Below are 26,094 nucleotides of genomic sequence, written 5' to 3' on the forward strand. Positions count from 1 at the left end.
GCATCAGAACACGCGCGGGTTGGGCGGGTCGTTCAGGGTCATGCCGTCCGGGGCTTCGTCGGCCCAGACGGTCATGCTGGTCAGGCGGGCGTTCCCGAAGGTGGTGGTGAAGGCCACGTCCGAGGCGTCACGGCCCTGCGCGATGATGATGCGCCCGGCGCGGGGGCGGTTGTGGCGGGCGTCGAAGGTGCGCCACTGCCCGTCGATGAACGCCTCGAACCACGCGTGGAAGTCCATGGGGACCGGGTCGGGCTTGATGTCGATGTCGGGCAGGTACCCGCACACATACCGGGCGGGAATGTTCAGGGCGCGGCAGTACGCGACGCCCATGTGCGCGAAGTCCCGGCACACGGCCCGGCCACTGTCGAGCGCCTGACTGGCGGTGGTGCTGCTGGTGCTGCCGGCCCCGTACCGGCAACTGGCGTACAGGAATTCGCTGATGGCCTGCACGGTGGCCCACCCGCCCTGAATGTTCCCGAAGCGGGTCCAGGCGTCGTTGCTGATCAGGTCGCTGTCCACGTAGCGGCTGGGCAGCAGGTACGCGATGGTCTCGTCCGGCAGGGCTTCCACGGGGGTTTTCGGCAGGTCCGGCAGGATGGGGTCGGGGTTGCGGGTGATCTCGGCGATCAGGTCGTGCCCCAGCGTGAACGTGCCGGCGGGGGCCAGGGCGCGCCAGATGGTGTTGCCGTGCTGGTCCGTGAAGGTGTGAATGCCCTGCGCCTCGCCCAGTGCCTGCTGCTGCACGATGCGCTGGCGGGTGCCGGTGGGGTGCAAGCGGTCGGCGGGCTGCACGACGAACAGCATGGGCGTGGGGAACGGTACGTCGAAGGTCAGGCGGAAGCCCGCGCGAATCCGGACGGGGTTCAGGAACTCGGGCTGTGATTCCGGGAGGGTCGCGCGTGTGGGCTCGGACATGCGCTCCAGTGTGGGGCCTGAACGGCTGCGTGTGGGTGTGAACGCCAGACGAGCGGAAGTTCATGTTGCCCGGCTGGTCCGGGAAGGCAGATGCTCTAGGGTGGGCGGCATGAACCGACTGGCCCAGGAAAGCAGTCCGTACCTCGCGCAGCACGCCGACAACCCGGTGGACTGGTGGCCGTGGGGCCAGGAGGCGTTCGCGGAGGCGGCGCGGCGCGGCGTGCCGGTGCTGCTGTCCGTGGGGTACTCGACGTGCCACTGGTGTCACGTGATGGCGCACGAGAGTTTTGAGGACGAGGCGACGGCGGCGTTCATGAACCGGCACTTCGTGAACGTGAAGGTGGACCGTGAGGAGCGCCCGGACGTGGACGCGGTGTACATGGCGGCCACGCAGGCCATGACCGGACAGGGCGGCTGGCCCATGACGGTGTTCCTGACGGACGCGGGCGAGCCGTTCTACGCCGGGACGTACTTCCCGCCGCAGGACGGGCACGGCCTGCCGAGTTTCATGCGGGTCATGGGCAGCGTGGAGCGCGCGTGGCGTGAGGAGCGAGACAAACTGCTGGGGAACGCGCAGGCGCTGACCGAGCACGTGCGCGAGGCCGCCCAGCCCCGCCCGTCCGTGGGGTCGTTCGGGCCGGAGTTGCTGGAGCGGGGCGTGGAGAACCTGCGCCGCGCGTTCGACGCGGACCGTGGGGGCTTCGGCGGGGCGCCGAAATTCCCGGCCCCGACCACCCTGGATTTCCTGCTGACCCGCGCGGACGGGCGGCACATGGCGCTGCACACGCTGCGGCGCATGCTGGCGGGCGGCCTGCACGACCAGCTAGGCGGCGGCTTTCACCGCTACAGCGTGGACGATGCGTGGCGGGTGCCGCACTTCGAGAAGATGCTGTACGACAACGCGCAGCTCACACGGACCCTGCTGCGCGCCTATCAGGTCAGCGGTGACGGGGCGTTCGCGCAGGCGGCGCGGGCCGCGCTGGAGTACCTGCGCCGCGAGATGCTCTCCCCGGACGGCGGCTTCTACAGCGCGCAGGACGCCGACACGCACACCGAGCACGGCGGCGTGGAGGGCCTGACGTTCACCTGGACGTCCGCCGAGGTGCAGGCCGCGCTGGCGGCTGGCGGGCCGGGCCACGAGGAGGATGCGGCGCTGATCGCGCGGCACCTGGGCATCACGGACCCCGGTAACTTCGAGGACCCTCACCAGCGCTCGTACGGGCGGCGCAGCGTACCGTTCGTGGCTGCGCCCGTGCCGGATCTGGCAGCCGAACTGGGCCAGCCAGAAGCGGACGTGCAGGCCCGCCTGGACGGCCTGAAAGCCCGCCTGCTGACGGCGCGGCAGGCGCGGACGCAGCCCGGCACGGACGACAAGGTCCTGACCTCCTGGAACGGGCTGGCGCTGGCGGCCTTCGCGGACGCGGCGCGCATCCTGCGCGAACCTACGTACCTGGAGGTCGCGCACCGCAACGCCGATTTCGTGCGCGCGCACCTGCGCCAGCCGGACGGCACGCTGCGGCACGTCTGGAGCGGCGCCCAGGCGCGGGTGGACGGCCTGCTGGAGGATCACGCGCTGTACGCGCTGGGACTGATCGCGCTGTTCCAGGCAGGCGGTGACCCCGCCGACCTGCACTGGGCGCGCGAGCTGTGGCAGATCACGCAGCGGGACTTCTGGAACGACGAGGCGGGCGTGTTCATGGCGTCCGGCGGGCGGGCCGAGGCGCTACTGACCCGGCAGGCGCAAGGCTTCGACAGCGCCGTGATCAGCGACAACGCCGCCGGGGCGCTGCTGGCCCTGTGGATGGACCGCTACTTCGCCCTGCCCGGGGCCGAGGACACGGCCCGGCGCACCGTGCAGAGCTTCCGTGACGACATGCTGGCCGCCACCGGGGGCTTCGGGGGACTGTGGCAGGCCGCCGCGTTCCTGCACGCCCCGCACACCGAGGTCGCCATCATCGGCACGCCCGGGGAACGCGCGCCGCTGGAGGCGGTCGCGGCCCGTCACGCGCTGCCGTTCACGGCGCTGGCCTTCACGGAGGCGGGCGGTGACCTGCCCGTGCTGGAGGCCCGGCCCGGCGGCGGCCTGGGCTTCGTGTGCGTGAACCGCACCTGCGACCTGCCCACCCGGGACGCGGCCGCGTTCGACGCGCAACTGGCCCGCCTGAACAGCTGACCGCAGAGGGAAACAGCAGGAGGGAGGCCCCGACAACTGAAGTCCGGGGCCTCCCTCCTGCTGGTGTTCGCCGTTACTGCGGGCGGAGTTCCTGCACGCCGCCGGGCGCGGCGACAAACGCTATCTGCGCCATGCCCAGGAACAGGCCGGTGTCGATCACGCCGAGGGTGCCTTTCAGCTGCCGTTCCAGCGCGTGGATGTCGTGACCTTCGGGAATCTGCGCGTCGAAGATCAGGTTGCCGTTGTCGGTGACGTAGGGTTGCGCGCCGTTCTGGCGCAGGCGACCGGCGCTCAGCACGGCGCGCAGGCGTTCGATGGTGCTCAGGAACCCGAAGCGGGCGATCTCGATGGGCAGCGGGGCTTTCTCGCCGATGCGGGTCACGACCTTGGTGTGGTCGGCGATGATCACCAGTTGCCGGGCCTGCACCTCGGTGAGTTTCTCGCGCAGCAGCGCGCCGCCCAGGCCCTTGATCAGGTTCAGGGCCGGGTCGATCTCATCGGCGCCGTCGATGGCGATGTCCAGCGGGCGCGGGTCGAGCGGTTCGACGGGAATGCCGACCTGCCGGGCCAGCACGTCACTGGCCTCGCTGGTGGCGACGCCGGTTATGCCGCTCAGTTCACCGGCGGCCAGTCGGCGGCCGATCTCCTCGATGGCGTACTTGGCGGTGCTGCCAGTGCCCAGGCCCACGCGCATGCCGCTGCCGACCAGGGCGACGGCGCGAATGGCAGCTTCCTTTTTCAGACCTTCCAGGTCGGCGCTCACGCGGTTTCCTGGGCGCGGTGTTTCTCGATGGCGGCGGCCACGTGGTCGGCGTGCCCGTCGACTTTCACGGCCAGCCAGGATTTCACCAGGGTACCGTCCGGGGCGATCAGGAACGTCTGGCGTTTGATGCCCTCGGTGACCTTGCCGTACATGTTCTTGGTGCCGTACGACCCGACCTGGCGCAGGAAGGCCGCGCCGTCGTCGCTCAGGAGCGGGAAGGGCAGCGAGTACTTCTCGGCGAAGCTGGCGTGGCTGCCGGCGTCGTCAGCGCTGACGCCCAGGATGGCGGCCCCCAGGACCTTCAGGGCGGCGTTGTCGCGGAAGTCGCAGGCTTCTTTCGTGCAGCCGGGCGTGTCGTCCTTGGGGTACACGTACAGCACCACGTACTTCCCGGCGTAGTCAGTCAGGGCGTGCGTGTGGCCCTGGGCGTCGGGCAGGGCGAAGGCGGGGAACGGCTGGCCGGCCTGCGGCGGGGTGGGTTGGTCGGTCATGACCTTCCCAGGGTAGCGTGCGCGGCCCCGCAGCGGGCAACCAGCGCCGGACGTTCAATCTTCTTACCCTTGTCTGCGTATGCTGGGGGGGTGAAGCTTGCGCCGTACATTGACCATACCCTGCTTAAACCCACCGCCACCGCTGGCGATATTCAGAAACTGTGCGCCGAGGCCCGTGAGCATTCGTTCTACGCCGTATGCATCAACCCGGTGTTCATCCCGCTGGCGAAAGCCGAACTGGAAGGCAGCGGCGTGAAGATCGCGACCGTGTGCGGGTTCCCGCTGGGAGCCGTCAGCCCGGACCAGAAGGCCGTGGAGGCCCGCCTGAGCGTCGAGGCCGGCGCGGACGAGGTGGACATGGTGATTCATATCGGCGCGGCGCTGGCGAACGACTGGGACGCCGTGCAGGCCGACGTGCGCGCGGTGCGCCGCGCCATTCCGGACTCGGTGCTGAAGGTGATCATCGAGACCTGCTACCTGAATGAGGACCAGAAGCGCGGCGCGACCGAGGCGGCCGTGCTGGGCGGCGCGGACTTCGTGAAGACCAGCACGGGCTTCGGCACGGGCGGCGCGACCCTGGACGACGTTCGCCTGATGGCGCAGGTCATCGCGGGACGCGCGCAGATCAAGGCGGCGGGTGGCGTGCGCAGCGCCCAGGACGCGCTGGACATGATCGAGGCCGGGGCCACGCGCCTGGGCACGTCGGGCGGCGTGGCGCTGGTGGCGGGCGAGCAAAGCGGCGAGGGGTACTAATGACGGGCGTTTCAGGCGGCGCGGACCTCACCGCGCCGCGGGTGGTGCTGGCGTCCGGCAGTCCCCGGCGGCGTGAGCTGCTGGGCGGGCTGGGCGTGACCTTCGAGGTGATCGTCAGCGGCGAGGACGAGGACAGCACCCAGACGGACCCGCACGCGCTGGCAGCGGAGCTGGCGCTGCTCAAGGGCCGCTCGGTGGCGCGCGCGCACCCGGACGCCGTGGTCCTCGCGGCGGATACGGTGGTCGCGGTGGGCGCGGCGCTGCTGGCCAAGCCGGCCACGGCCGCCGAGAACGAGGCGTTCCTGCGGGAACTGTCGGGCCGCACGCATGACGTGTACACCGGCGTGGCAGCCCTGCACGGCGCGGCCGAATCGGTCGAGGTGGCCCGCACCCGCGTGACCTTCCGCACGCTGGACGACGCGGAAATCGCGCATTACGCCGCGACGGGCGAGGGGCTGGACAAGGCCGGCGGGTACGGCATCCAGGGCCTGGGGATGGCGCTGGTCGAGCGTCTGGACGGCGAGTACTCGAACGTGGTGGGCTTTCCGCTGTCGGTCGTGATCCGCCTGCTGCGCGGGGCGGGCGTGCCCGTGTGGGGCAGCCTGCGCGGCGCCGCGCCGCCCGTGGAGGTCGCCGGGGCGTGAGCGAGGGCCGTAAACTCCTGCTGGTCACGCTGGGCCTGCTATTTCTCAGCATGGTCACCACCCGGTTTCAGGTGGTGGCGCCGTCGGCCCTGCGGGGAGGTACGGCTCCCATCACGCGGGCGTCGGTCGTGGTGGCCGACAACATCCGCCGGGCATACGTGACGCTGGTCGATGAACGGGACCTGTCGCGCGAGGTCGGAAAGCTGGGCAAGCAGAACGACGTGCTGCGCCAGCAGAACGAACTGTTGCAGCGCGAGGTCTCACGACTCAAGCAGGTGATGAACATCACGACCACGCAGGCTCCGAACGCACTGGGGATCGCGCAGGTGATCGCCGTGGATCCCAGCCCCCTGCTGGCGCGGCTGGACCTGAACATCGGGTCGCAGGACGGTGTGCGGCTGCGTATGCCGGTCACCGTTCCCGCCGGACTGGTCGGGCAGATCACGGACGTGTCGGATCACCGCTCGACGGTCGTGGCACTGGTGGACCCGGAAAGCAGCGTGGGCGTCACGCTCCAGGGCAACAAGGGTGGGCGCGGGCTGGCGCGCGGCGTGCCGCCGGACCGGCTGCGCGCCGAATTCTCGCGCAGCGTGCCCATCAAGGTCGGGGACGTGCTGGTCACGAACAGTCTGGGCGGCGTCTTCCCGGTCGGGATCCGGGTGGGCACGGTCGAGAAGGTGCTGCCGCTCGGCCCGAACGACATCAGCCGGACCGTCATCGTGAAACCCAGCGTGGACGTGGGCGTGGTCGAGGACGTCACGCTGCTGGAGGGCCTGTGATACGGATTCCGTCTGTTTCGTTCACAACCCGCCCATGCACCGGGTTGCCAACTCCACGCCCGGAACCCGCCCTGCTCCCACTCGCGTCCGCTCGAACTGAACGGTTATTACAAACCATTCAGTCGGAGTCCATATGAGAAACGCCTACCCTGTCCCGCGCGGTCCGCTGCGCTGGGTCAAACTGCTTGTGTACGCCGCGCTGCTGATCGCCGCGCAGGGCGTGCTGTCGCGCCTGTCGGACGCCGCCGGGATTCCTGCGCCGGACCTGTTCCTGCTGACGGGCGCGGCGCTGGTGTGGCGGCTGCCGCCCGCCTGGGCCCTGGCCGCCGCGTACGGCGTGGGGCTGGGTCAGGACCTGCTGGGCAGCGGCACGTTGGGCCTGCACGCGGCGGGCGTCATGGGCGGCGCGCTGCTGGCGCTGCTGGTACGGCGCTACGTGGCCGATAGCGGGCTGTTCCAGTCGCTGCTGACGGTCCTGCTGGCCGTGACCGGCGAGTGGCTGGCCTTCCTGCTCCTGAACTACTGGCTGCGCGCGGACCTGATCACGGTGGAGCTCCTCCGCACGACCGTGCCGCTGCTGCTGGCGGGCACGCTGGTCGTCTTCCCGCTGTGGGACCGGCTGGTGTCGTGGACCTTCGGTTCGCGCAGCGGTCCCGAGGAGCAGCTCGCGTGAGCCGCGCCGGGGAAGCCCTGGACCGCCGGGTCCGCAGTCGCCGCCGGGCGGCCGCGAAGGCCCGCACGCGGCGCGCGTCGCAGGAAGGAGCGGCGCGGGTCAAGTGGACGGCCCTGACCTTCAGCCTGGGCCTCCTGGCCCTGGGCGGCCGGCTGTACCAGTTGCAGATCGTGCAGCACGACCAGTTCGCGGTGCGTTCGGCCAGCAACTACCAGCGGGACGAGGTGGTGCCCGCCCTGCGCGGCGAGATCCGCACCCGCGACGGCGTGCTGCTGGCCACCAACCGGCTGGCCGTGGACCTCGTGTACACGGGCCGCCGCAACCCCAGCGATCCCGAGCAGGCGATTCCGTCGTGGGACAAGATCGTGTACCTGGCGGGCATCAAACCCGAGGCGCTCAGTGGCGGGCAGCCACGCGAACCGGACCGGCAACGCGAGGCGGAAACGGTCCTGGCGCGCAACATTCCCCAGGAGAAACTCTCGGCGCTATACGAGTACACGGTGCTGGTCCCCAGCCTGGAACTGCGCGAACGGGTCGAGCGGGTGTACCCGGAAGGCAAGATGGCCGGGCACCTGCTGGGCTACGTGCAGGAAGCCACACAGAAGCAGATCGAGGAGGAAGGCTACACGCTGGGCGACCTGGTGGGCCGCAGCGGACTGGAGTACAGCCTTCAGGAGACCCTGCAGGGCAAGAACGGCCTGAAACGCCGCGAGGTCACGGCGGGCGGAAAACCGCAGACCGAGCGGATCATCACGCCCGGCAAGAAGGGGCAGGACGTGGCGCTGACCATCGACTCGACCCTTCAGCGGACCGCCGAGCGGGCGCTGCGGGAGGGCCTGAGCGACGTGAACGCGGGCCGCGCGAAGTACGGCAAGCCCGCCGAGCCTTACACGCGCGGCGCGGTGATCGCCATTGACCCGCGCACCAACGAGATCCTGGCGATGGCCAGCAGTCCGGCGTACGACCCGAACTGGTTCTCGCGGGTGCCCAGCCCGGACCCGGTCGCCAAGAACTGGGCCATCGACCCGAACCGCCCCCTGGCGGAACTGGACGCCGTGACCACCAACCGCGTGGTGCAGGCGTACAACCCGGGCAGCGTGTTCAAGATCGCCACGACCCTGATGTACGTGGAGAAGTGGGGCAATTTCACGATGAACTGCGCGCCCTCGTACTACTTCGGGCGGGCGCGGTTCAACAACTGGGCGCACTACAGCCTGGGCCCGGTGGATGGCCGCAAGGCCGTGGCGTTCTCGTGCAACCCGTGGTACTACGATTCGGCGGCGCGAGCCGGTCCGGAGGCGTACTCGCGGCAGCTCAAGTCCCGCCTGACGGAACTGGGGTACAACAGCGAGACCGGCGTGGAACTGGTCGGCGAGAAGACCGGCCTGCTGCTCGACGTGGATGATTACACCAGTCCCGAAGCTCCGTGGTACCCGGGGTTCGGCCTGAACATGAGCATCGGTCAGGGGGACGTGCTGGTCACGCCCGCGCAGGTCATCTCGGTGATGTCCACCATCGTGAACGGCGGGCAGAAACGCCCCCTGACGGCCCTGAAAGCGGTCGGCGGGGTACCGGTTCCCCGCAAACCGGCCGTCAACGTGGTCCGCAACGGCAACACCGACGTGTTCGACTTGGTGAAGGAAGGCATGTCCTGGACGACCAGCATTCCCACCGGCACGTCCCGGCACGAGGTCGGCCCGCTGCTGTTCCCCGTACGGACCGGCGGGAAGACCGGCACGGCCGAGAACGGCCTGAGCCGCCGGGGCGGGTACGCGTACACCCACGCGTGGTACGAGGGGTACGGGCCGCTGTCCAGCCCGAACTTCGCGGTCGTGGCGTTCTTCCAGAACGGCGGCGAGGGCTCCGGCCCGGCCCTGAAAGCCGTGAAGAAGATGTTCGCCGCGCGCTGGTGCGTGACCCTGAACGAACAGGGCAGCGCCCTGCCCCTGAACACCCAGCAGCCCTGCACGGGCGAACTCGACCAGATGCATCAGGTGTACAAGATCCGGGCGCAGCGGGCCTCGGCGGCCGGGGCGGCCAGCGGCACCCAGCAGCCCTGAATGGCCACCCCATGCAGGCAGAGGCCGGAGCATTCGCCCCGGCCTCTCTATGTATTGAAGTCTGTTGAGGTCTGTCGATCTTCACGCGGCGGGCGCGGGGCCCGGTCTACTCGACGCGGGTTTCGACGATGATCTCGCTGTTCAGGGTCGCGGCGACCGAGCAGTACTTCTCGTGGCTGAGGTGCGCGGCCTTCCCGAGCGCCTCGCCGGTCACGCCTTCCCCGCTGGCGATGTGGCGCACCGTGATGTGCGTGTAGCGTTTCGGGTCGGTGTCGGCCCGCTCGCCCTCGACCTCGATGCGGTAGGTGGCCAGGGGCGTGCGGCGTTTTTTCATGATCTCGACCACGTCGTAGGCGGTGCAGGTGGCCAGCGCGCCCAGCAGGGCTTCCATGGGCGACACGCCCACCTTGGTGGGGCTGTTGTCGATCAGTAGCTGGTGCCCGCTCTCGCTGACGCCCAGGTAGCGTTGCTCGCCGAGCCACGTGACATTCAGGGTCTTTTTCATGCGCGCAGGCTACCGTGCGCCCCGCGTGAAGATGGTGTCTCTGTCCAACCTGCCCGCACGGCACCCACCCGCACGGCGGAGCGGCCATCAGGTGCGCCGTCACCGGTCCTGATGGCCTGCTCCGGGGTTCGTCTCATACGGACTCCGTCTGTTCTGCTCCTCCTCTGCGGGGCAGCTCTACGAGTCGCGTCTGCTCGGACCCAGCGGCTTTGCAGGCCATTCAATCGGGGTCCGTCTCAGCCGTCCGTTTCTGCCGGGTCCGTCTCGTCCAGGCCGTCTTCCTCGTCGGGCAGCGGCAGGCGCACGCGGAAGGTCGCGCCGCCGCCGGGCGTGTCGACCACGTCGATGGTGCCGCCGTGCGCGGTCACGACCTGCTGCGCGATGGTCAGGCCCAGTCCGGCGGACCCGGCTTCCTTGCCACGGTAGAACTTGTCGAAGATGCGGGGTTTCACGGCGTCCGGCACGCCGGGGCCGTGGTCGACCACGCGGACTTCCAGTTCGCCGGGGCGGGGCACGATCTCCAGCGAGACCTTGTCGGGGCCGCCGGTCACGCGGATGGCGTTCGTGACGAGGTTGATGAACACCTGGTTCAGGCGGCCGGGGTCGCCGACGATCTCGTACGCGCCGTCCGGGGCTTTCACGCCGTAGTCGCGGCCCACCTGCCGCAGCAGTTGGCCGAGGTTCATGAAGTGCATCTCGATGCTCTGCACCAGTTCCCCGCGTGAGAGTTGCAGCAGGTCGTTCACGAGGCGGGTCATGTTCTCCGCGACGCGCTGCGCGTCGAGCAGGGTCTGGCTGCCGCCGGCCTCGCGTTCGGCGCGGCGCAGGTAGCCGTGCAGGGCGGTCAGGGGGGTGCGCAGTTCGTGGCTGGTTTCGGCCAGGAAGGTCTTCTGGAGGTTCAGGGCCTCTTCAAGCTGCTTGGCCTGGATTTCCAGGCGCTGGCTCTGGCGCTCGGCGGTGTTGCGCAGGCGCTCGACCTCTTCCAGGCGGGCCTGGAGTGAGCCGTTGAGCTGACGGATCTCCCGTTCGGCACGTTCGCGGCGGATGCGGCTCTCGACCTCGGCGATGGCGCGGCGGATGCTGGGGGCCAGCCGTTCCAGGCGCTGCTTGAGGATGTAGTCGGTGACGCCCTCGCGCAGGGTGTCCACGGCGGTTTCCTCACCCATGGCGCCGGTCACGATGATGAACGGCACCTTGGGGAGGCGGGTGTGCGCGGCGCGGTACGCGCTGAGGCCGTCGTAGCTGGGCAGCGCGAAGTCACTGAGGATCAGGTGGGGCGGGGTGTTCAGGGCCTCCAGGAAGCCCTGCTCGTCTTCCACGCGGGTGATCTCGACCGGCCAGGGCAGGTCGGTGTCGATGTGCATGGTGACCAGTTCGTGGTCCAGTTCGCTGTCTTCGAGGTGCAGGATGCGAAGCGCCTCGCCGTGCTCCGGGACGCTCTGGCCGGGGTCGGTATACGTGCCGGGGGCCGGGTTCACGGGGGCGGCACTGGTGGGCTGGGGGGGTTGACTGCTGGAATCCGTGGTGTTCACGCTTCCTCCGGGTGTATGGGGAGCGTGACGGTGAAGGTCGCGCCTTCGCCTGGGACGGCGTCCGCGCTGACCTGACCGCCGTGACGGTTGACGATTCTTCGCACGTTGGCGAGGCCTATGCCGATGCCTTCGAATTCATCGGCGCGGTGGAGACGTTGGAACACACCGAACAGTTTATCCACGTAACGCGGGTCGAACCCGACGCCGTTGTCCCGCACCGAGACGGTCACGAACTCCGGGGCGGTCTGGGCGGTGATCCACACGCTGGCTTCCGGCCGGCCGCGCGAGTACTTGATGGCGTTACTCAGCAGGTTCGTGAACACCAGTTCCAGCAGGTTCTGATCGGCGGGCACGGTGGGCAGGTCGCCGGGCAGGTGCAGGGTGACGTGGCGTCCGGCGCGGTCGGGTTCCAGGACCGTCCAGGCCGAGTCGATCAGGGTGCTGAGGTTCACGGGCACACGCCGCAGTTCCTGGCGGCCCATGCGGGAGAACGCCAGCAGGTCGTCGATCAGTTGACTCATGCGCCCGGCGGAGTCCGTGATGACTTTCAGGTACCGTTGGCCCTTGGGGCTGAGGCCGTCGCCAGTTTCCTTGACCAGCAGGTCCCCGAAGCCCACGATGTGCCGCAGGGGCGTGCGCAGGTCGTGACTGACGCTGTAACTGAACGCTTCGAGTTCCCGGTTGGCGGCTTCGAGTTCCAGGGTGCGGCGCTGCACGCGTTCCTCGAGGGACTGGTTGAGCTGGTGCAGGTCGGCCTGCGCGGCGTTCACGCGTTCCTGAAGCAGGTCGTTGCTCAGCGCGGACGTGAAGCGCTGCGCGAGGTCCTGCGCGAGGTCCTGATCGCGGTTGGTCAGCGCCTGCCGGTACAGCAGGCCCAGCACGCCCACGAGCGCCCCGTCCCGCCCGATCAGCGGGTAGAACAGCGCGCCCGTGGCGTTCACGCGGTGCAGGGCCGGGTCGGCGCCGATAAACACCGGGTCCTCGGTCTCCAGGATGCGTTCGATGGCCTGCCCGGCCACGACCTGAAAGGCCGCCGCGTGCCACGTGGCGGAGGGACTGGAGGTAGCCAGCAGCGTGGTCGGGTGGACGCTCCAGAGGGCGGCGCTGTCCGCGAAGCGGCTGGACAGGCGGGCCAGCGCGGCGCGGTAGCGGTCGTGGCGCAGCGGGGCGGCGTTCACGCTGCGGACGTTCAGCTGTTCGGTCACGTCGGCCAGCAGGCGCGCGGCGTTCTCGGCGTACACGGAGTCGTCCACGTCCGTGCTGGTGCCGACCCATTCGATCACGCGGCCCGTGGTGTCCCGCACCGGCAGGCCGCGCGTGACGAAGGTGCGGTACTGCCCGTCGTGGCGCAGCAGGCGGTGCTCGGCCTCGAAGGGGCGGGTGAGGCGCAGTGCGTCCGCCCAGCGGCGCGAGTAGTCGGCGCGGTCTTCGGGGTGCAGCAGGCCCAGGAAGCCCGACCCGCTGCGGGACACGCCCACGAATTCGCTCCAGCGGCGGTTGAAGTACACGGGCGTGCCGATCGGGTCGGTCAGCCACACGATCTGCGGCATGCCCTCGATCACGCCCCGGTACCGCTGCTCGTTGCGCTGCGCGAGGCGTTCGGCGGTCACGCGGTCGTGAATGTCGGTGGCGCTGGTCACCCACTCGCTGACCTGCCCGCGTTCGTCGAGGACCGGCACGATCTTCAGGACCGCCCAGCGCGGCCCGCCCGGCAGTTGCAATTGCACCTCGCACTGCGCGCCCTCGCCGCTCTGCTCGGCTTCGCGGGTCATCTGGCTGTAAGCGGCGCGTCCGGCGGCGTCCAGGTGGGCGTGCAGGCCCTGCGGTCCCAGCCGGGCGCTGAACTGCCCGTTGGTGAAGGTCACCTGTCCGTCGGGGTGGCTGACGCTGATCATGTGCGGAATGGCGTCCAAGGTGCCGCGTGAGCGGCGTTCGCCGGCCAGCAGCGCGCGTTCGGACTGCACGCGGTCCGTGACGTCGCGGATGGTTTCGAGCAGGCCCAGCAGCGCGCCGTCAGGGCTGCGGACCTCGCCGCGCTGCATTTCGCCCTGGAAGTGGCTGCCGTCCTGCCGTTCGAAGGTGGTGGTGAGTGCGTGGAAGGCCGAGCGGTTGTCCAGGCGGCGGTCACTGTGAATGACGCCCAGCAGGTGCCCGTTCAGGGCGTCCGGCGCGGCGCGGAACTGCTCGCTCAGGGCGCGGTTGACCATGCGGATGCGGCCACCCCTGTCGGTGAAAGCGGCGGCGTCCTGCATGGACTGGAAGATCGCCTCGAATTCCGCGCGGGCCTGTTCCTGGCGGGTGCGGGCCTGCGCGAGCGACACGTTCAGGTTCTCGGCGCGGGTGCGGGCGTCCACCTGCGCCTTGACCAGCAGGAAGGCCACGCCGGCGGTGCCCAGGCCGACCAGCACGATCAGCAGCGGAATGGTCGAGGCGAAGTCCCGGCTGAAGTCGGCGCTGGCCCCGTGGATCAGTGTCCACTGCTGCCCGGCCAGCGAGAAGGTCGAGGTGTACCGGAAGGGCAGGCCGCTCAGGTCCGGCGGGGTCGCCTGGAGGGCCTGACCGTCGAGCAGTGCGCGGGTCAGGAGCGGTTCGCCACTCTGTAGCGGTGAGAGGTCCTGCAAGAAGGCGTCGGCGCGCACGGCGAGGTACAGGTACCCGCGCAGGGTCTGCCGGCTGTCCGGGTCGTTCCAGAGGGGCATCATCATCAGGAAGCCGCTCAGGGGCTGGCCGGCCTCGTCCCGCTGCGCGAGAGGCAGCAGGTCGGTCGCCTGCACGCGGTCACGGGTCCGCGCGGCACTGAACCCCTGGGCGCGCAGGGGTTCGCTATTCATGTCGAACCCCAGCGTCGAGATGTTCTGCGCGTTGGGCGGGGCGATCAGCGAGATCACGACCCGCTCCGCCTGGGGCGCGCCGGCCTCCCTCACGCGGAAGTCCGGTGTCACGGTCTGCCGTAACTCGCGTTCCAGCCGGTCCGTGGCGGACGCCGCGACCGACTGGCCGTACCCGACGGCCTGCAGGCCCGGGTAGCGGCTGGCGAGGTCCAGGCCGTCCACGAAACGTGAGAAGGACGCCTCGGTCTGGAGCGGCCCCTGCGCCACCCAAGCGGCGCGCATGGTGCCCAGCAGCCGCTCGTACACGGACACGCGGTCCTGAAGCGCCTGGGTGTACACGGCGGCCTCCCGCTCGAAGCGGCTGCGCTGCTGGTCGCGCACGAAGGCGTTGACGACCAGGGCCGCCGCCAGCGTCAGGCCCACGATCAGGATCAGCACCATCACCGGAGCGCGCTGACTGAGCGGGCGGGCCATCAGCCCTGATCTCCGGCGGGGGCGTCGGCCTGGAGGGCGTTCAGGAACACGCTCACGGGCACGTCCGCGCCGGTCCAGGCGCGGAAGGCCAGCCGGGCCTGATGGGCCAGCATGCCCAGGCCGTTCTCGGCGCTCAGTCCGGCGGCGCGGGCCTCGCGCATCATGCGGGTCTCGGCGGGTTTGTACACCATGTCGTACATGAGCGCCCCGGCGGAAAGGCGGGTCAGGAACGCGGCGTCCAGCGGCGTCTGGTCCGGGTCGTTCAGTCCGGCGCTGCTGGCGTTCACGACGAGCGCCGCCGCCTCCCAGGGGGCCGCGTGGGCACTGACGGCCTGCACGTGCGGCGAGTTCCAGTGGGCCGCGACGGCCTGCGCGCGCTCCAGGGTGCGGTTCACGATCCACACCCGCTGACCGGCGCCCAGCAGGGCGTGCACGGCGGCGCGGGCGGCCCCCCCGGCGCCCAGAACGATCACGTCCTGACCATCCGGCCAGTCGTACCCCGCGTCGGTCAGGGCGGCGCTCAGGCCCGGCGCGTCGGTGTTGTCGCCGTGCAGGGCGCCGTCCCGGTGAACGATGGTGTTCACCGCGCCGATGGCCCGCGCCGCCTCGCTGAGGCTGTCGAGCAGGGGCAGGGCCGCCTCCTTGTGCGGCAGGCTCAGGTTCGCGCCCAGCACGCCGGGCCGCCGCAGGTCGGCCACCGCGCTCCGCAGGTCGGCCGGGGCAACCCGCAGCGCGTCGTACGTGCCGTTCAGGCCCGCATGAGCGAACGCCGCCCGGTGCATGCGGGGCGACAGGGAATGCGCGGCCGGGTCGGCGTACAGGAAGGCGTGAAAGGCAGGGGTTCCGTCCGGCAGGCTCACCCGGTCAGTCTAGAGCATCCCCCCTGATACGGATTCCGTCCGTTTCGTTAACACCCCGGACTCGGCGCCGGGTGGCCAACTCCATTCCCGGAGGGGCGCTCTGCTTCCAGTCGCATCCGACCGGATTGAACGGCTGTGCAGGCGATTCAAGACGCGCCGGGCACGCGCCCAGGCCACCTGTCCAGTTGGCGGATGCCGCGCTGCCCACCCCGACCGGAGAATGTGCTGCGGGACACGGCCAGAAAGGGGCCTTCCCGCACAGAATGGGGGCATCCCAATGACCCGACGCCTTCCTGCCTCCCCACCCGGTCACGGGGGGAGGGTGCGCCACGCCGCGCGACTGGAGAACACTTGACACACCCCCAACACGAGTCGGGCCAGCCCGTTCCGGCCGCGACGACCACCCCGACCACCGCCACCATCCAGATCGAGAACCAGCGCGAGGCGTACTCGCTGCTGGGAGCGGGCGACGCGAACCTGCGCCGCATGCGCGAACTGACGAAGGCGAAACTGGTCGCGCGGGGTGAAACCATCACCATCACCGGCGACGAGGCCGACGTGAAAGGCGCCGAGCGGATGGTCCGCGACGCGCTGGACGTGGTGCGCGGCGGCGGCGAACTCACGCCCGACAGCCTGCTGCGTTCCGCGCGCCTGAGCGGCGAGGGCCGCAGTCTGGCCGCCGAGACGCACGTGACGGGCCTGAGCCTGCCGCGCGGCCTGAAACCCAAGACGCCGGGGCAGAAACTGTACCTGGACAGCATCGAGCACAGCGACATCACCTTCGGGGTCGGCCCGGCCGGGACCGGCAAGACGTACATGGCGGTCGCCATGGCCGTTCAGGCCCTGAAAGCCAAGAAGGTCAAACGCATCATCCTGACCCGCCCGGCCGTCGAGGCGGGCGAGAAACTGGGCTTCCTGCCCGGCGACCTGCAGGCCAAGATCGACCCGTACCTGCGCCCCCTGTACGACGCGCTTCAGGACATGCTGGACCAGGAGAAGTTCGAGTCTTACCTGACGAGCGGCGTGATCGAGATCGCGCCCCTGGCGTTCATGCGCGGCCGCACCCTGAACGACGCGTTCATCATTCTGGACGAGGCGCAGAACACCACGGGCGAGCAGATGAAGATGTTCCTGACCCGCATGGGCTTTTCCAGCAAGGTCGTGATCACGGGCGACGTGACGCAGATCGACCTGCCGCGCCACATCACCAGCGGTCTGGCCGTCGCCAAGCGCGTCCTGAGTTCCATCGAGGGCATCGCGTGGCATCAGTTCACGGACGTGGACGTGGTCCGCCACCCGCTGGTGGGCCGCATCATCAAGGCGTACGAGACGGCCGAGAACGCCGAGCAGGACAAACGCGCCGCCCGGCGCGGCGAGTTCGCCAGCATCCCCGAAGGCGACGGGGACAACGCTGTCCACAGTTGAAGGTTGACGGTTGATGGAAGGAGAGGCCCGGCGAGCAGGTAAGCCGGGCCTTTCGCCATCTGCCATCTGCCATCTGCCATCTGCCATCTGCCATCTGCCATCTGCCATCTGCCATCTGCCATCCACTATCCTCTATCAAGTGATTGACCTGATCGTCCGTAAAACCCCGCCCGCCGGTCTGCGCCCCGCGCTGCGGGCCAGTCTGGAAGCGGTGATGACGCATTTCGAGGTGCCGGACCGCGAGGTGACGGTCGTGCTGGTCGGGGACCGCACCATCCGCGCCCTGAAACGCGAGCACTGGGGCGAGGACGCCGTGACGGACGTGCTGAGTTTCCCGACCTGGGAGCCGGGCGATCCGTTCGTGCCGCCGCACCTGGGCGACATCGTGATCAGCCTGGATACCGCGCAGCGGCAGGCGGACGCGCGCGGGCACAGCCTGACGCGCGAGGTAGCGCTGCTGGCCAGTCACGGCCTGACCCACCTGGTCGGGAACGACCACCCGCACGCGGACGGCCTGGGTTTCGAGGAGGGCGCGCAGGGGCCCGAGTGGGAAGTGTTCCATGGGGCGTGGGCGGCGGCGCAGGCGGCCCTTCCGGCCGGAAGCTGAGGGCGCGTGCGCAGTGACGGGTCGGCGTGGAGCGCGCGGCGCTGGCTGAGGTCGGCGGGCTTCGCGTGGGCGGGCGTCCGGCACGCGTACGGCACGCAGGCGAACTTCCGGATCGAGTGCTGGGCGGCCCTGGGTGCGCTGGGCCTGTGCGTGTGGCTGCGCGCGCCGCTGGCCCCGGTGGCGCTGGCCTGCGCGCTGGTCCTGAGCCTGGAACTGCTGAACACGGCACTGGAGGCTGTGGTGGATCTGGCGAGCCCGCAGCGGCACCCGCTGGCGAAGATCGCCAAGGACGCGGCGGCCGGCGCGGTCCTGCTGGGTAGCGCGGGGGCGGTCCTGGTGGGCCTGAGCGTGCTGCTGCCGCCCCTGCTGGCCCGTCTGGGCACCGGCTGACGGTGTGCGGGGCGGCGCGCGTGGCAGGATACCGGCGTGACTGACCTTCCCGCTGGCCTCTCCCCCACCCGCAGCGTGTCCGGCGCGCCGGGCCTGGACCTGTCGTCCCTGAGTATCCGGGGCCGCCGCCCGCGAGACCTGCCCACCCTGCGCCGCTGGTTCACGGACCCGCAGGCGCAGTGGCGTGACTGGGACGCCCCGTACCTGCACGCCGCGCAGACGACCGGGTCGCTGGCGGCGTACGTGGAACAGATGGAGCGCACGCCGCCCCACCCGAACGAGCGGGTCGTGTCGCTGGACGGGCAGTGCATCGGCATGGTGAACCGCTCGGAGACACCCCCCGAGGACGGCGGGTGGTGGGACCTGGGGATCATCATTCACGATCCGCAGTTCTGGGGCCAGGGTGTGGGCTCGCGGGCGCTGGCCCTGTGGGTGGAGGCCACGCTGAACGAGACGGACGCGCACGTCCTGACCTTCACCACCTGGGGCGGCAACGAACGCATGATCCGCGCGGCCCTGCGCCTGGGCTTCCGCGAGGCGGGCCGCGTGCGGGAGGCGAGGCTGGTGCGCGGCGAGCGGCACGACAGCGTGCAACTGGACCTGCTGCGCCGCGAGTGGACGCCGCTGCCATGACGCCCCCCAGGTCAGACAGGAAAGCCGACCCGCCAGAGAAATCCGAGAAGAAGACCGCGCCCGTCAACCCGCCGGGCTTCCTGGCCACCCAGGACCTCAAGGAGCGCGGCTGGACACCCGCCCTGATCACCCGCTTCCTGGGCGAGCACGACGGGACCCGCCCGAACGGCCTGAAGATGGGCCGCCGCCGCCTGCCGCCCGTGAAACTGTACGCCGAGACGCGCGTGCTGGACGTGGAACGCCACGACACCTTCCTGGCTGCCCAGGCCCGCGCGGCCGACGCCCGCGACCGGGCCGCCCGCGCCCGCGAGACCCGCGAGCAGCGCCGCGCCCTGCTGCTGGAGGCCGCCGCCGGGTCGTACCATCCGGTCATTCACCCGGGACCGCTGCGGCGCGGCGCAGTCCGCAAGGCGCGCGAGCCGTACCTGCCCGCCCTGAACGCCGCACTGGACCGCGTGGCGCAGGAAGTCGGGCGGGTCACGGACCGCGAACGCAGCCACCTGCAGGGGCTACTGCGCGGGCGGCTGGATCTGGCACTGGCCTCCGCGTACGACTGGTACCCGGCTCCGGGCAGCGAGAGCGAGCAGGGCAGCGGGCGGGCCGCACACCCTGCCGCCGGCACAGCAAACGCGAAGGCCAGTGACTGGCGCGAATGGGACTGGGACTGACCGCCGGAACCAGAACTGGCGACAGTCCCCCGGCCGCAGGAACACGCGGGCCGCCCCCGAGCGTGGGGGGCGGCCCGCGTGTTGCGGTGGGGCTTACTTCTTGAGCAGTTCGACGGCTTTCTTGAGGATGGCGTCGGTCTGGAGGTCCACGACGGCCTCGCCCTGCTGCGCGCTGCGGTTGGGGCGTTTGATGTCGCCGGTGTAGCTGAATTTGCCGTCCTTGTCGGCGGTGACGGTCACGGGTTTCCCTTCGAGGGTGAAGGTGAGTTTCGCGCCGGGGGCGACGCCGCTGCCGGTCAGGTTGGGGGGCGTGGTGTAGCGGGTGTCCTTGACGATCACGTCGGGCGTGACGCCTTTCTTGTGGATCTGGCGGCCCTTGGGGGTCAGCCACTCACTGTTCACGATGGCGATCTTGCCGCCGTCGGGCAGCGTTTCGGGGATCTGGGCGACGCCCTTGCCGAAGGTCTGCTCGCCGATGATGGTGGCGCGGCCCACGTCCTGTAGCGCTCCGGAGACGACTTCGCTGGCGCTGGCGCTGTTCTTGTTCACCAGGACCATCAGTTTGCCGGTGTAGTCGCTGGCGGCGTTGCGGGCGCTGCCGTACACGGTGGTTTTCTTGTTGCGGTCGCGCAGGCTGACGATCGGGCCGCTCTGCATGAACTGGTCGGCGACGTCCACACCGGCGCTCAGCAGGCCGCCGCCGTTGTCGCGCAGGTCGAGGATCAGGCTGCTGACCTTCTTCTTTTTCATGTCGGCGACGGCGGCGTTGAACTGCTCGCTGGCCTTCTCGTTGTAGAAGGTGTTCAGGGCGATGTAGCCGATGTTGCCGGGCAGCACGGTCTGTTCGACGCTGACGATGGCGACCGGCTGGCGTTCCATCTTGACGGTGTAGGGTTTGCCGTCGCGGGCGAACGTGACAGTGACGGTGGTGCCTTTCTGGCCGCGTACGAGGCGCACGATGTCGTTCAGTTTGCCGGTCAGGACGTCCTTGTCGCCGATTTTCACGAACACGTCGCCGATCTGCACGCCGGCGTTACTGGCCGCGCCGGTGCGGAAGACGTTGTCGATCTTGCCGCCGGTCCCGTCGGGGTTCGCGGCGACGAGTTGCACGCCGATACCGTAGAACTCGCCGCTGAGGTTCTCGGCGTCGATGGCGTTGTCTTCGGGCTGGCTGTAGTACGTGAATTCGTCGTTCAGGCTGCCCAGCGCGCCGGTGATGGCGCCGCGAAGCAGTTTCTCCTGGTCGACCGGGTACAGGTACAGGGTGTTCAGGTCGTTGATGACCTGCAAGAAGGTCTTGCCGGTGGCGGTGCTGCTGAGGTTCGCCTGGGTGTACCCGCCGAACTGCGCGTAAGCGACAGCGGCAGTGGCGGACAGGGCAACCCCGACGATGGTCAGGCGTTTGGCGTTCACGCCTTGCAGGATAGTGCCGGCAGGTGAAGTGCGTTTGAGGATTTCACCCTGTTTGCTGCGCGGTTCGGGTGACTGGGCGCGCCGCTGTTGCGCAAGGCTTCATGGTGTGGGGGCGGGGGTGGGCTATGCTGTGCCGCGAGCATGACAGGTCCTTTCCTTCCGTCGCCCTCCGCCCTGACCGGGTGGTCCGCGTGATCGATTTCAAGAACGTCTCACTGGAGTACCCCGTGACCCGGACCCTGGCGCTGGACGACGTGTCCCTGCAGATCGGGAAGGGCGAGTTCGTGTACCTGGTCGGGCATTCCGGGGCCGGGAAAAGCAGTTTCATGAGTCTGGTCCTCAAGCGGGCGCTGCCCAGCCGGGGCGAGGTGCGCGTGGCGGGCGAGCCGCTGGCCCGTTACCGGGGCCGCCGGACGGCCCTGCTGCGCCGCCGCATGGGCACGGTCTTTCAGGACAACCTGCTTCTGGCGCACCTGAACGCGTACGACAACGTGGCGTTCACGCTGCGCGTGACGGGCGTGCCGCAGCGCGAGTGGCCGCAGCGGGTCACGACGGCGCTGCGCACGGTGGGCCTGGAGCACAAGAAGTACGCGCTGCCGCTTCAGCTGTCGCAGGGCGAGCAGCAGCGCGTGGCGATTGCGCGGGCCATCGTGGGTGACCCGCCGCTGCTGCTGGCCGACGAGCCGACCGGCAACCTCGACCCGGACAACAGCCGCGAGGTCCTAAAGGTGCTGCAGAACGTGAACCTGCGCGGCACGACCGTGGTGGTCGCCACGCACGCCCGCGATCTGGTCGAGACGTTCCGGCACCGCACGCTGACGTTGCGCAAGGGCAAACTGGTGCGGGACGATCCGTACGGCGGGTACGCGCTGTGAACTACCACTTCCGGGAGGCGCTGCTGGCGATGCGGGGGAACGTCACGGCGACCCTGGCGACCCTGATGACCATGACGCTGACGCTGCTGATGCTGGGCTTCGTGCTGCTGCTGACACTGAACGTGAACCGCACGCTCTCGCAGCTGGAATCGCAGGTGGAAGTCGCGGCGTTCCTGCGGCCCGACGCGCAGGACGAGCAGTTGCTCTCGCAGGTGCAGGCGCTGCCGCAGGTGACGCAGGCGACGTTGGTGACCAGCGAGCAGGTGCTGACCGAGATGACGCAGGACTCGCCTTACACGCGGGACGCGGCGGCGCTGGTGGGAAACCCCTTCCCGGACACGCTGCGCATGCGGGTGGCGCGGGTCGAGGATTCCCGCAGCGTGGCGGCGGCCGTCTCGGCGCTGCCCGGCGTGGAGGACGTCGAGTACGGCGCAGGGTACGTGGACCCGACCGTGAAGACCCTGACGGCCGTGCGCGGCGCGGGGTACGCGCTGGTGGGGCTGCTGCTGCTGGGCACGCTGTTCAACATCCTGAACGCGGTGCGCGTGGCGATGTACTCCCGCCGGGACGAGATCAGCGTGATGCGCCTGCTGGGGGCCACGCGGGGCTTTATCCGCATGCCGCACGTGATCGAGGGCCTGCTGGTGGGCACGGCGGCGGCGGCGCTGTCGCTGGGCATCCTGACCCCGGCGTACCTGGGGCTGGCGCGGCGCGTGCAGCAGCTGGCTCCGGTGTTCCCGGTCGTGCAGGACGCCGGGACGCTGCTGCCACTACTGGGCGGCGTGGCGCTGCTGGGCATCCTGATCGGGCTGCTGGGCAGCCTGTTCGCCACGCGCCGCTACCTGCGGGAGCTGGAGTGACCCGCCGGGGCCGGGCGGCGCTGCTGCTGGGCGTGTCCCTGCTGACGGCCGCGCCGGGCCTGTCCCGCTGGAACAGCGTGGCGGCGCAACCATCGGCGCAACAAGCGGCGGCCCGCTCCAACCCGGGCACCAGCGCCGACCTGAGTACCAGTCAGCGGCTGGAGCAGTTGCAGCGTGACCTGCAGCAGCAGCGGCAACTGAGCGCCGCCAAGGCCCGCGAGTTGCAGGCGTTACGTGCCAGCATTCAGAATCTCAGCGCACAGCAGCGTCAGACACTGTCGCGGCTGGATACGCTGGCGGCCAGCGCGTCGAAACTGGAGAACGAGATCGCGACCGTCACGGCGCGCGTGGCGCTGGCCGAGCGCGCCCTGGCCGACACGGCCGCGCAGCTGAACGTCACGCAGGCCCGCGTGGAGCGCCTGCAGGGCGACGTGCGCGAGATCCTGCAACTGCAGTACCGGGACCGCAGCGGCCGTTACCTGCAACTGCTGTCCCAGTCGCGCAGCCTGTCGGACCTGCTGATCCGGCTGCGGTACGCGAACATAGCGGGCGAGTACAACACCCGCGTCATTCAGACCCTGGCGGGCGAGATCGAGGTCCTGGACCGGCAGAAAGCGCAGCAGGCGCGGCAGACCCAGGACCTGAAGGAATTGCAGGCGCAGCGCACGGCCGTCCTGAAGAACCTCACGGCCCGCCGCGCCGAGCAGACGACCCTGCTGTCGCAACTGCGGTCCAGCGAGGCGGGCAAGCGGACGCTGGCCACGCAGCGGCAGGCCGAGCAGGCGCTGGCTGCGCAGACCATTGATCAGCTGGTCGGGCAGGTCGTGGCCGAGCGGTCGCGGCTGGAGGCCGAGCGGCAGCGCCGACTGGAAGAGGAACGCCGCCGCCGGGCAGAGGAAGCCCGCCGGATCGCCGAGGCGCAGGAACGCGCCCGGCAGGAGGCGCTGCGACTGGCCCGCATCCGCGCCGAGCAGGAACGCGTGGCGCGGCAGCGGGCCGCCGACGCCCAGGCGGCCCGGCAGCGCGCGGCCGACGCGCAGGCAGCGGCGCAGGCCGCCCGGCAACGCGCCGCCCAGCAGGCCGCGCAGACCCAGCGGGAAGCGCAGGTGCAGCGTGAGCAGGCGGCCCTCCAGCAGCGCAGTCAGCAGGTGCAGCAGGCGCAGGTACAGGTCGAGCAGCAGCTGGCCCCCCTGCCGACCCTGAGTGGGCCGCTCGGATTCCCACTGCCCGGCGGGCGCGTGCAGACGCCGTACGGGGCGGGTGGATCGCCGTGGGTGGTGCTCAGCGGCGGGCCGCAGGCGGTGGCCGCGCAGGAAGGGAACGTGCTGGCCGTCACGTACTACGCGTCGCTGGGCTGGGTGGTGCTGGTGGATCACGGGTCCAGCGTCACGGCGTACTTCGGGCTGCGCGAACCGCTGGTCAGCGTCGGGAACCGCGTGGGGCGCGGCACGCCGGTCGGCACGGTCGGCGGGAGTTCCATCATCGGGCCGGACAGCATGGCCTTCCAGCTGCGCCGGGGCGGCGTGCCCGTTCCTCCGGGCTTCTGACCGGCCTGCCCAGCGACCCGCCTGCCCCCTTGCCGAGTGGCGGCCCTGCTGATACTCTTGTTCGGTGCGCACCCCGGTTGGCTGCTGACGGGCGCATGAACCCCGTGATCCTAGCGGGAGCTGTACCCTCAATCACCCAACCCACCCCCGAGGTTTCCATCATGGTCAAGATTCGCCTGTCCCGTTTCGGTGCTACCCACAACCCCCACTACCGTATTGTCGTGACCGACGCCCGCCGTCCCCGCGACGGTGGCTACATCGAGAACCTCGGCCACTACGATCCCCGCAAGACCAGCGAGAACTACCTGAAGGTCAACGCCGAGCGCGCCGCGTACTGGATTGCCCAGGGCGCGCAGCCCACGCAGACCGCCCGCCGCCTGCTGAAAAGCCAGGGCGTGAAGGTCGCGTAAGCGAACCCCACAGCATGAAACGAGGCCCCCACGCGGGGCCTTTTTTCATGCCGCCCAGTGAGGCAGGGTAGGGACTTTTTGCCGTGCCGCAGCGGGAAAGGGCCGCGTGAGGCGCCGTTGGTGAACAGGGCGAATGCTGTAGAATGCCCGGATGAAAACCGATCCTCTTGATCTGACTCTTTTCCTGGCCCAGAGCGTGGTGGATCAGCCGTCGCAGGTGCGCGTGTCCCGCCGGGGGCCGACCGTGATCGTGCGGGTCGGGCCGGGCGAGGAAGGCCGCCTGATCGGCCGTCAGGGCCGCGTGATTCAGGCCATCCGCACGCTGGTGCGCGCCGCGAGCGACCCGCGCGAGCGCATGAACGTCGACCTGGACGCCCCCCGCAAAGCGTGACCGGAAAGACCGAGGCTGAACGCACCCGCCTGGGGTACGTGCTGGGACCGCACGGCGTGAAGGGCGGCGTGAAGGTGTTCGTGCTGGGCGACCAGCGGCAGTTCGCGGGGCTGGACCGTGTGTACGTCGAGAAGCGCGGCTGGCTGCGCGTGCGCCGCGCCGAGATGCTCGCGCCGGGCGTGGTGCTGCACCTCGCGGGGGTCACGACGCCCGAGGGGGCCGGGGACCTGCGCGGCCTGAATGTCTTTGCGGCCGACGATGAACTGCCGGTTCCCGAGGACGGCGTGTACTACTACCACGAACTGCGCGGCCTGACCCTGAGCGGCCCGGCGGGCGAGGTGCTGGCTGAGGTGACGGACGTGCTTGACGGCGGGCATCAGGACCTGCTGGTGGTGCGCCGCGCCTCCGATCAGGGCGAGGCGTTCGTGCCGCTTCAGGCACCGTACGTGGTCGTGAACCTGGACGGGAAGCGCCGCCCGCTGTCCCTGACGCTCACAGAGGACGCGCCGGGCGGCCTGCTGGATCTCAGCGAGGCCGAGGAAGGCGGGCACGCCGAGTGAGTGAAAACCCGCAGACTGTCCCACACCAGGACGCCGCGCCGCTGACCTTCTCGTTCCTGACGCTGTTCCCCGAACTCCTGGCTCCGTTTGCCGATGAGGCGATCGTGGGCAAGGCGCGGGGTCGTGGTCTGGTGGACGTGAATCTGGTGAACCTGCGGGACTTCGCCGGAAACCGCCACCAGAAGGTGGACGACACCCCGTACGGGGGCGGCGCGGGCATGGTGATCCGCGTGGACGTGGCCGAGCGCGCCCTGGCCAGCCTCCCGGCAGCTGACGAGGTGATCCTGTTCAGCCCGGCCGGTGAACGCTTCACGCAGGCGGTCGCCGAGGACCTCGCCACGCGGCGGCACCTGGTGTTCCTGTGCGGCCGCTACGAGGGCTTCGACGCCCGCACCGAGGGGCTGGTCACGCGGGAACTCAGCATCGGGGATTTCGTGATGATGGGCGGCGAGGCCGCCGCCGCCTGCGTACTGGAAGCCGTGGCGCGGCTGGTGCCGGGCGTGATCGGCGACCCGCAGTCACATCAGGCGGACAGCTTCAGCTCGGGCCTGCTGGACTACCCGGAATTCACCCGCCCGCCCGAATGGCAGGGCCACAGCGTGCCGGACGTGCTGCGCGGCGGAAATCACGGCGCGGTGGCCACGTGGCGACGCGAGCAGGCCCTGGCACGCACCCTGGCCCGCCGCCCGGACCTGCTGCGCAGCGCCCCCCTGACGCCTGCCGACACCGCGACCCTGAGCAGCCTGGGCGCCACGCCAGAGCAACTGAGTGACTGGGGCGCGCCCCCTGACCCCCCGCCCAGACGCCAGAAACGCCGCCGCACGCCGCCGTCCGTACCCGACGCCAGCGACACCTGACCACC

The 26,094-nt window shown here is 70.1% G+C and carries 26 protein-coding genes; 18 read left to right on the forward strand and 8 right to left on the reverse strand.

Features of this window, described 5'->3' with window-relative positions; translation table 11 throughout:
* Nucleotides 1-3 precede the first annotated feature (3 nt).
* The gene (locus M8445_RS13560) at nucleotides 4-915 is read right to left on the reverse strand and encodes a transglutaminase-like domain-containing protein (protein WP_273988393.1); all 912 of its coding nucleotides are present in this window, start codon (nucleotides 913-915) and stop codon (nucleotides 4-6) included.
* Between the two features lie 109 nt (nucleotides 916-1,024).
* Between M8445_RS13560 and M8445_RS13565 the strand changes: the two genes are divergently transcribed.
* Complete coding sequence (locus M8445_RS13565) at nucleotides 1,025-3,088, forward strand: thioredoxin domain-containing protein (RefSeq protein ID WP_273988395.1); 2,064 nt, start codon at nucleotides 1,025-1,027, stop codon at nucleotides 3,086-3,088.
* Nucleotides 3,089-3,161: 73 nt separating this feature from the next.
* Here the strand turns inward: M8445_RS13565 and rpiA are convergent, their stop codons facing one another.
* Both rpiA and prxQ read right to left on the reverse strand, forming a co-directional pair.
* Nucleotides 3,162-3,851, reverse strand: coding sequence for a ribose 5-phosphate isomerase A (gene rpiA, locus M8445_RS13570; RefSeq protein WP_273988396.1), 690 nt, complete (start codon nucleotides 3,849-3,851; stop codon nucleotides 3,162-3,164).
* Nucleotides 3,848-4,342: a thioredoxin-dependent peroxiredoxin PrxQ gene (prxQ, locus tag M8445_RS13575; RefSeq protein WP_273988398.1), complete on the reverse strand. Its 495-nt coding sequence runs from the start codon at nucleotides 4,340-4,342 to the stop codon at nucleotides 3,848-3,850. Before prxQ ends, rpiA begins: the two co-directional genes overlap by 4 nt.
* 90 nt (nucleotides 4,343-4,432) lie before the next feature.
* On the opposite strand from prxQ, the gene deoC reads away from it, so the two are divergent.
* From deoC to M8445_RS13600, 5 genes are all read left to right on the forward strand, one after another.
* On the forward strand, nucleotides 4,433-5,095 hold the full coding sequence (gene deoC, locus M8445_RS13580; RefSeq protein WP_273988400.1) for a deoxyribose-phosphate aldolase: 663 nt from the start codon (nucleotides 4,433-4,435) through the stop codon (nucleotides 5,093-5,095).
* On the forward strand, nucleotides 5,095-5,739 hold the full coding sequence (locus M8445_RS13585) for a Maf family nucleotide pyrophosphatase (RefSeq protein ID WP_273988401.1): 645 nt from the start codon (nucleotides 5,095-5,097) through the stop codon (nucleotides 5,737-5,739). The genes deoC and M8445_RS13585 overlap by 1 nt, the downstream gene beginning before the upstream one ends.
* A complete protein-coding gene (locus tag M8445_RS13590) occupies nucleotides 5,736-6,518 on the forward strand; it encodes a rod shape-determining protein MreC (RefSeq protein WP_273988402.1) in 783 nt (260 codons plus the stop codon). The genes M8445_RS13585 and M8445_RS13590 overlap by 4 nt, the downstream gene beginning before the upstream one ends.
* Nucleotides 6,519-6,651: 133 nt before the next feature.
* Entirely contained in the window at nucleotides 6,652-7,191 is a 540-nt protein-coding gene (locus tag M8445_RS13595; protein WP_273988403.1) for a Rod shape-determining protein MreD, read from the forward strand.
* The gene (locus M8445_RS13600; RefSeq protein ID WP_273988404.1) at nucleotides 7,188-9,251 is read left to right on the forward strand and encodes a penicillin-binding transpeptidase domain-containing protein; all 2,064 of its coding nucleotides are present in this window, start codon (nucleotides 7,188-7,190) and stop codon (nucleotides 9,249-9,251) included. Before M8445_RS13595 ends, M8445_RS13600 begins: the two co-directional genes overlap by 4 nt.
* Before the next feature lie 106 nt (nucleotides 9,252-9,357).
* Here the strand turns inward: M8445_RS13600 and M8445_RS13605 are convergent, their stop codons facing one another.
* The 4 genes from M8445_RS13605 to aroE all read right to left on the reverse strand — a co-directional run bounded on the left by M8445_RS13605 (nucleotide 9,358) and on the right by aroE (nucleotide 15,375).
* Nucleotides 9,358-9,756 (reverse strand): OsmC family protein, encoded by a 399-nt coding sequence (locus tag M8445_RS13605; protein WP_273988405.1) that lies wholly within the window; start codon nucleotides 9,754-9,756, stop codon nucleotides 9,358-9,360.
* Between the two features lie 236 nt (nucleotides 9,757-9,992).
* Nucleotides 9,993-11,165, reverse strand: a complete 1,173-nt coding sequence (locus M8445_RS13610) for a sensor histidine kinase (RefSeq protein WP_337961624.1) — start codon at nucleotides 11,163-11,165, stop codon at nucleotides 9,993-9,995.
* Between the two features lie 119 nt (nucleotides 11,166-11,284).
* Nucleotides 11,285-14,593 (reverse strand): CHASE domain-containing protein, encoded by a 3,309-nt coding sequence (locus tag M8445_RS13615; RefSeq protein ID WP_273988406.1) that lies wholly within the window; start codon nucleotides 14,591-14,593, stop codon nucleotides 11,285-11,287.
* A complete protein-coding gene (gene aroE / locus M8445_RS13620) occupies nucleotides 14,593-15,375 on the reverse strand; it encodes a shikimate dehydrogenase (RefSeq protein WP_273990921.1) in 783 nt (260 codons plus the stop codon). The genes M8445_RS13615 and aroE overlap by 1 nt, the downstream gene beginning before the upstream one ends.
* Nucleotides 15,376-15,804: 429 nt before the next feature.
* Between aroE and M8445_RS13625 the strand changes: the two genes are divergently transcribed.
* From M8445_RS13625 to M8445_RS13645, 5 genes are all read left to right on the forward strand, one after another.
* Nucleotides 15,805-16,878, forward strand: coding sequence for a PhoH family protein (locus M8445_RS13625; protein WP_273988407.1), 1,074 nt, complete (start codon nucleotides 15,805-15,807; stop codon nucleotides 16,876-16,878).
* A gap of 139 nt (nucleotides 16,879-17,017) precedes the next feature.
* Nucleotides 17,018-17,485, forward strand: coding sequence for an rRNA maturation RNase YbeY (gene ybeY, locus M8445_RS13630; RefSeq protein ID WP_273988409.1), 468 nt, complete (start codon nucleotides 17,018-17,020; stop codon nucleotides 17,483-17,485).
* A gap of 6 nt (nucleotides 17,486-17,491) precedes the next feature.
* Entirely contained in the window at nucleotides 17,492-17,875 is a 384-nt protein-coding gene (locus tag M8445_RS13635; protein WP_273988410.1) for a diacylglycerol kinase, read from the forward strand.
* 108 nt (nucleotides 17,876-17,983) lie between these two features.
* Nucleotides 17,984-18,508, forward strand: a complete 525-nt coding sequence (locus tag M8445_RS13640; RefSeq protein ID WP_273990922.1) for a GNAT family N-acetyltransferase — start codon at nucleotides 17,984-17,986, stop codon at nucleotides 18,506-18,508.
* Nucleotides 18,505-19,176, forward strand: coding sequence for a hypothetical protein (locus M8445_RS13645; RefSeq protein ID WP_273988411.1), 672 nt, complete (start codon nucleotides 18,505-18,507; stop codon nucleotides 19,174-19,176). The genes M8445_RS13640 and M8445_RS13645 overlap by 4 nt, the downstream gene beginning before the upstream one ends.
* 93 nt (nucleotides 19,177-19,269) lie before the next feature.
* On the opposite strand, the gene M8445_RS13650 is transcribed toward M8445_RS13645, so the two are convergent.
* On the reverse strand, nucleotides 19,270-20,589 hold the full coding sequence (locus M8445_RS13650) for a S41 family peptidase (RefSeq protein WP_273988412.1): 1,320 nt from the start codon (nucleotides 20,587-20,589) through the stop codon (nucleotides 19,270-19,272).
* Nucleotides 20,590-20,780: 191 nt separating this feature from the next.
* Here M8445_RS13650 and ftsE point away from each other — a divergent pair, with 191 nt between their 5' ends.
* The 7 genes from ftsE (at nucleotide 20,781) to trmD (ending at nucleotide 26,089) form a co-directional block, all read left to right on the forward strand.
* Nucleotides 20,781-21,464, forward strand: a complete 684-nt coding sequence (gene ftsE, locus M8445_RS13655; RefSeq protein WP_273988413.1) for a cell division ATP-binding protein FtsE — start codon at nucleotides 20,781-20,783, stop codon at nucleotides 21,462-21,464.
* On the forward strand, nucleotides 21,461-22,324 hold the full coding sequence (locus tag M8445_RS13660) for a cell division protein FtsX (protein WP_273988415.1): 864 nt from the start codon (nucleotides 21,461-21,463) through the stop codon (nucleotides 22,322-22,324). Before ftsE ends, M8445_RS13660 begins: the two co-directional genes overlap by 4 nt.
* Nucleotides 22,321-23,871 (forward strand): murein hydrolase activator EnvC family protein, encoded by a 1,551-nt coding sequence (locus M8445_RS13665; protein WP_273988417.1) that lies wholly within the window; start codon nucleotides 22,321-22,323, stop codon nucleotides 23,869-23,871. Before M8445_RS13660 ends, M8445_RS13665 begins: the two co-directional genes overlap by 4 nt.
* A gap of 161 nt (nucleotides 23,872-24,032) precedes the next feature.
* Complete coding sequence (gene rpsP / locus M8445_RS13670; protein ID WP_273988418.1) at nucleotides 24,033-24,281, forward strand: 30S ribosomal protein S16; 249 nt, start codon at nucleotides 24,033-24,035, stop codon at nucleotides 24,279-24,281.
* Between the two features lie 151 nt (nucleotides 24,282-24,432).
* A complete protein-coding gene (locus tag M8445_RS13675; protein WP_273988421.1) occupies nucleotides 24,433-24,672 on the forward strand; it encodes a KH domain-containing protein in 240 nt (79 codons plus the stop codon).
* Nucleotides 24,669-25,232: a ribosome maturation factor RimM gene (gene rimM, locus M8445_RS13680; protein ID WP_273988422.1), complete on the forward strand. Its 564-nt coding sequence runs from the start codon at nucleotides 24,669-24,671 to the stop codon at nucleotides 25,230-25,232. Before M8445_RS13675 ends, rimM begins: the two co-directional genes overlap by 4 nt.
* A complete protein-coding gene (trmD, locus tag M8445_RS13685) occupies nucleotides 25,229-26,089 on the forward strand; it encodes a tRNA (guanosine(37)-N1)-methyltransferase TrmD (RefSeq protein ID WP_273988423.1) in 861 nt (286 codons plus the stop codon). Before rimM ends, trmD begins: the two co-directional genes overlap by 4 nt.
* Nucleotides 26,090-26,094 lie beyond the last annotated feature (5 nt).

The organism is Deinococcus aquaticus (genome assembly GCF_028622095.1).
Classification (GTDB): domain Bacteria; phylum Deinococcota; class Deinococci; order Deinococcales; family Deinococcaceae; genus Deinococcus; species Deinococcus aquaticus.

Coding starts and splice junctions, on each gene's coding strand:
- M8445_RS13560 (WP_273988393.1), bottom strand. CDS start 915: ATGTCCGAGCCCACACGCGCGACCCTCCCGGAATCACAGCCCGAGTTC.
- M8445_RS13565 (WP_273988395.1), top strand. CDS start 1,025: ATGAACCGACTGGCCCAGGAAAGCAGTCCGTACCTCGCGCAGCACGCC.
- prxQ (WP_273988398.1), bottom strand. CDS start 4,342: ATGACCGACCAACCCACCCCGCCGCAGGCCGGCCAGCCGTTCCCCGCC.
- M8445_RS13585 (WP_273988401.1), top strand. CDS start 5,095: ATGACGGGCGTTTCAGGCGGCGCGGACCTCACCGCGCCGCGGGTGGTG.
- M8445_RS13595 (WP_273988403.1), top strand. CDS start 6,652: ATGAGAAACGCCTACCCTGTCCCGCGCGGTCCGCTGCGCTGGGTCAAA.
- M8445_RS13605 (WP_273988405.1), bottom strand. CDS start 9,756: ATGAAAAAGACCCTGAATGTCACGTGGCTCGGCGAGCAACGCTACCTG.
- M8445_RS13615 (WP_273988406.1), bottom strand. CDS start 14,593: ATGGCCCGCCCGCTCAGTCAGCGCGCTCCGGTGATGGTGCTGATCCTG.
- aroE (WP_273990921.1), bottom strand. CDS start 15,375: ATGCACCGGGCGGCGTTCGCTCATGCGGGCCTGAACGGCACGTACGAC.
- M8445_RS13645 (WP_273988411.1), top strand. CDS start 18,505: ATGACGCCCCCCAGGTCAGACAGGAAAGCCGACCCGCCAGAGAAATCC.
- rpsP (WP_273988418.1), top strand. CDS start 24,033: ATGGTCAAGATTCGCCTGTCCCGTTTCGGTGCTACCCACAACCCCCAC.
- M8445_RS13675 (WP_273988421.1), top strand. CDS start 24,433: ATGAAAACCGATCCTCTTGATCTGACTCTTTTCCTGGCCCAGAGCGTG.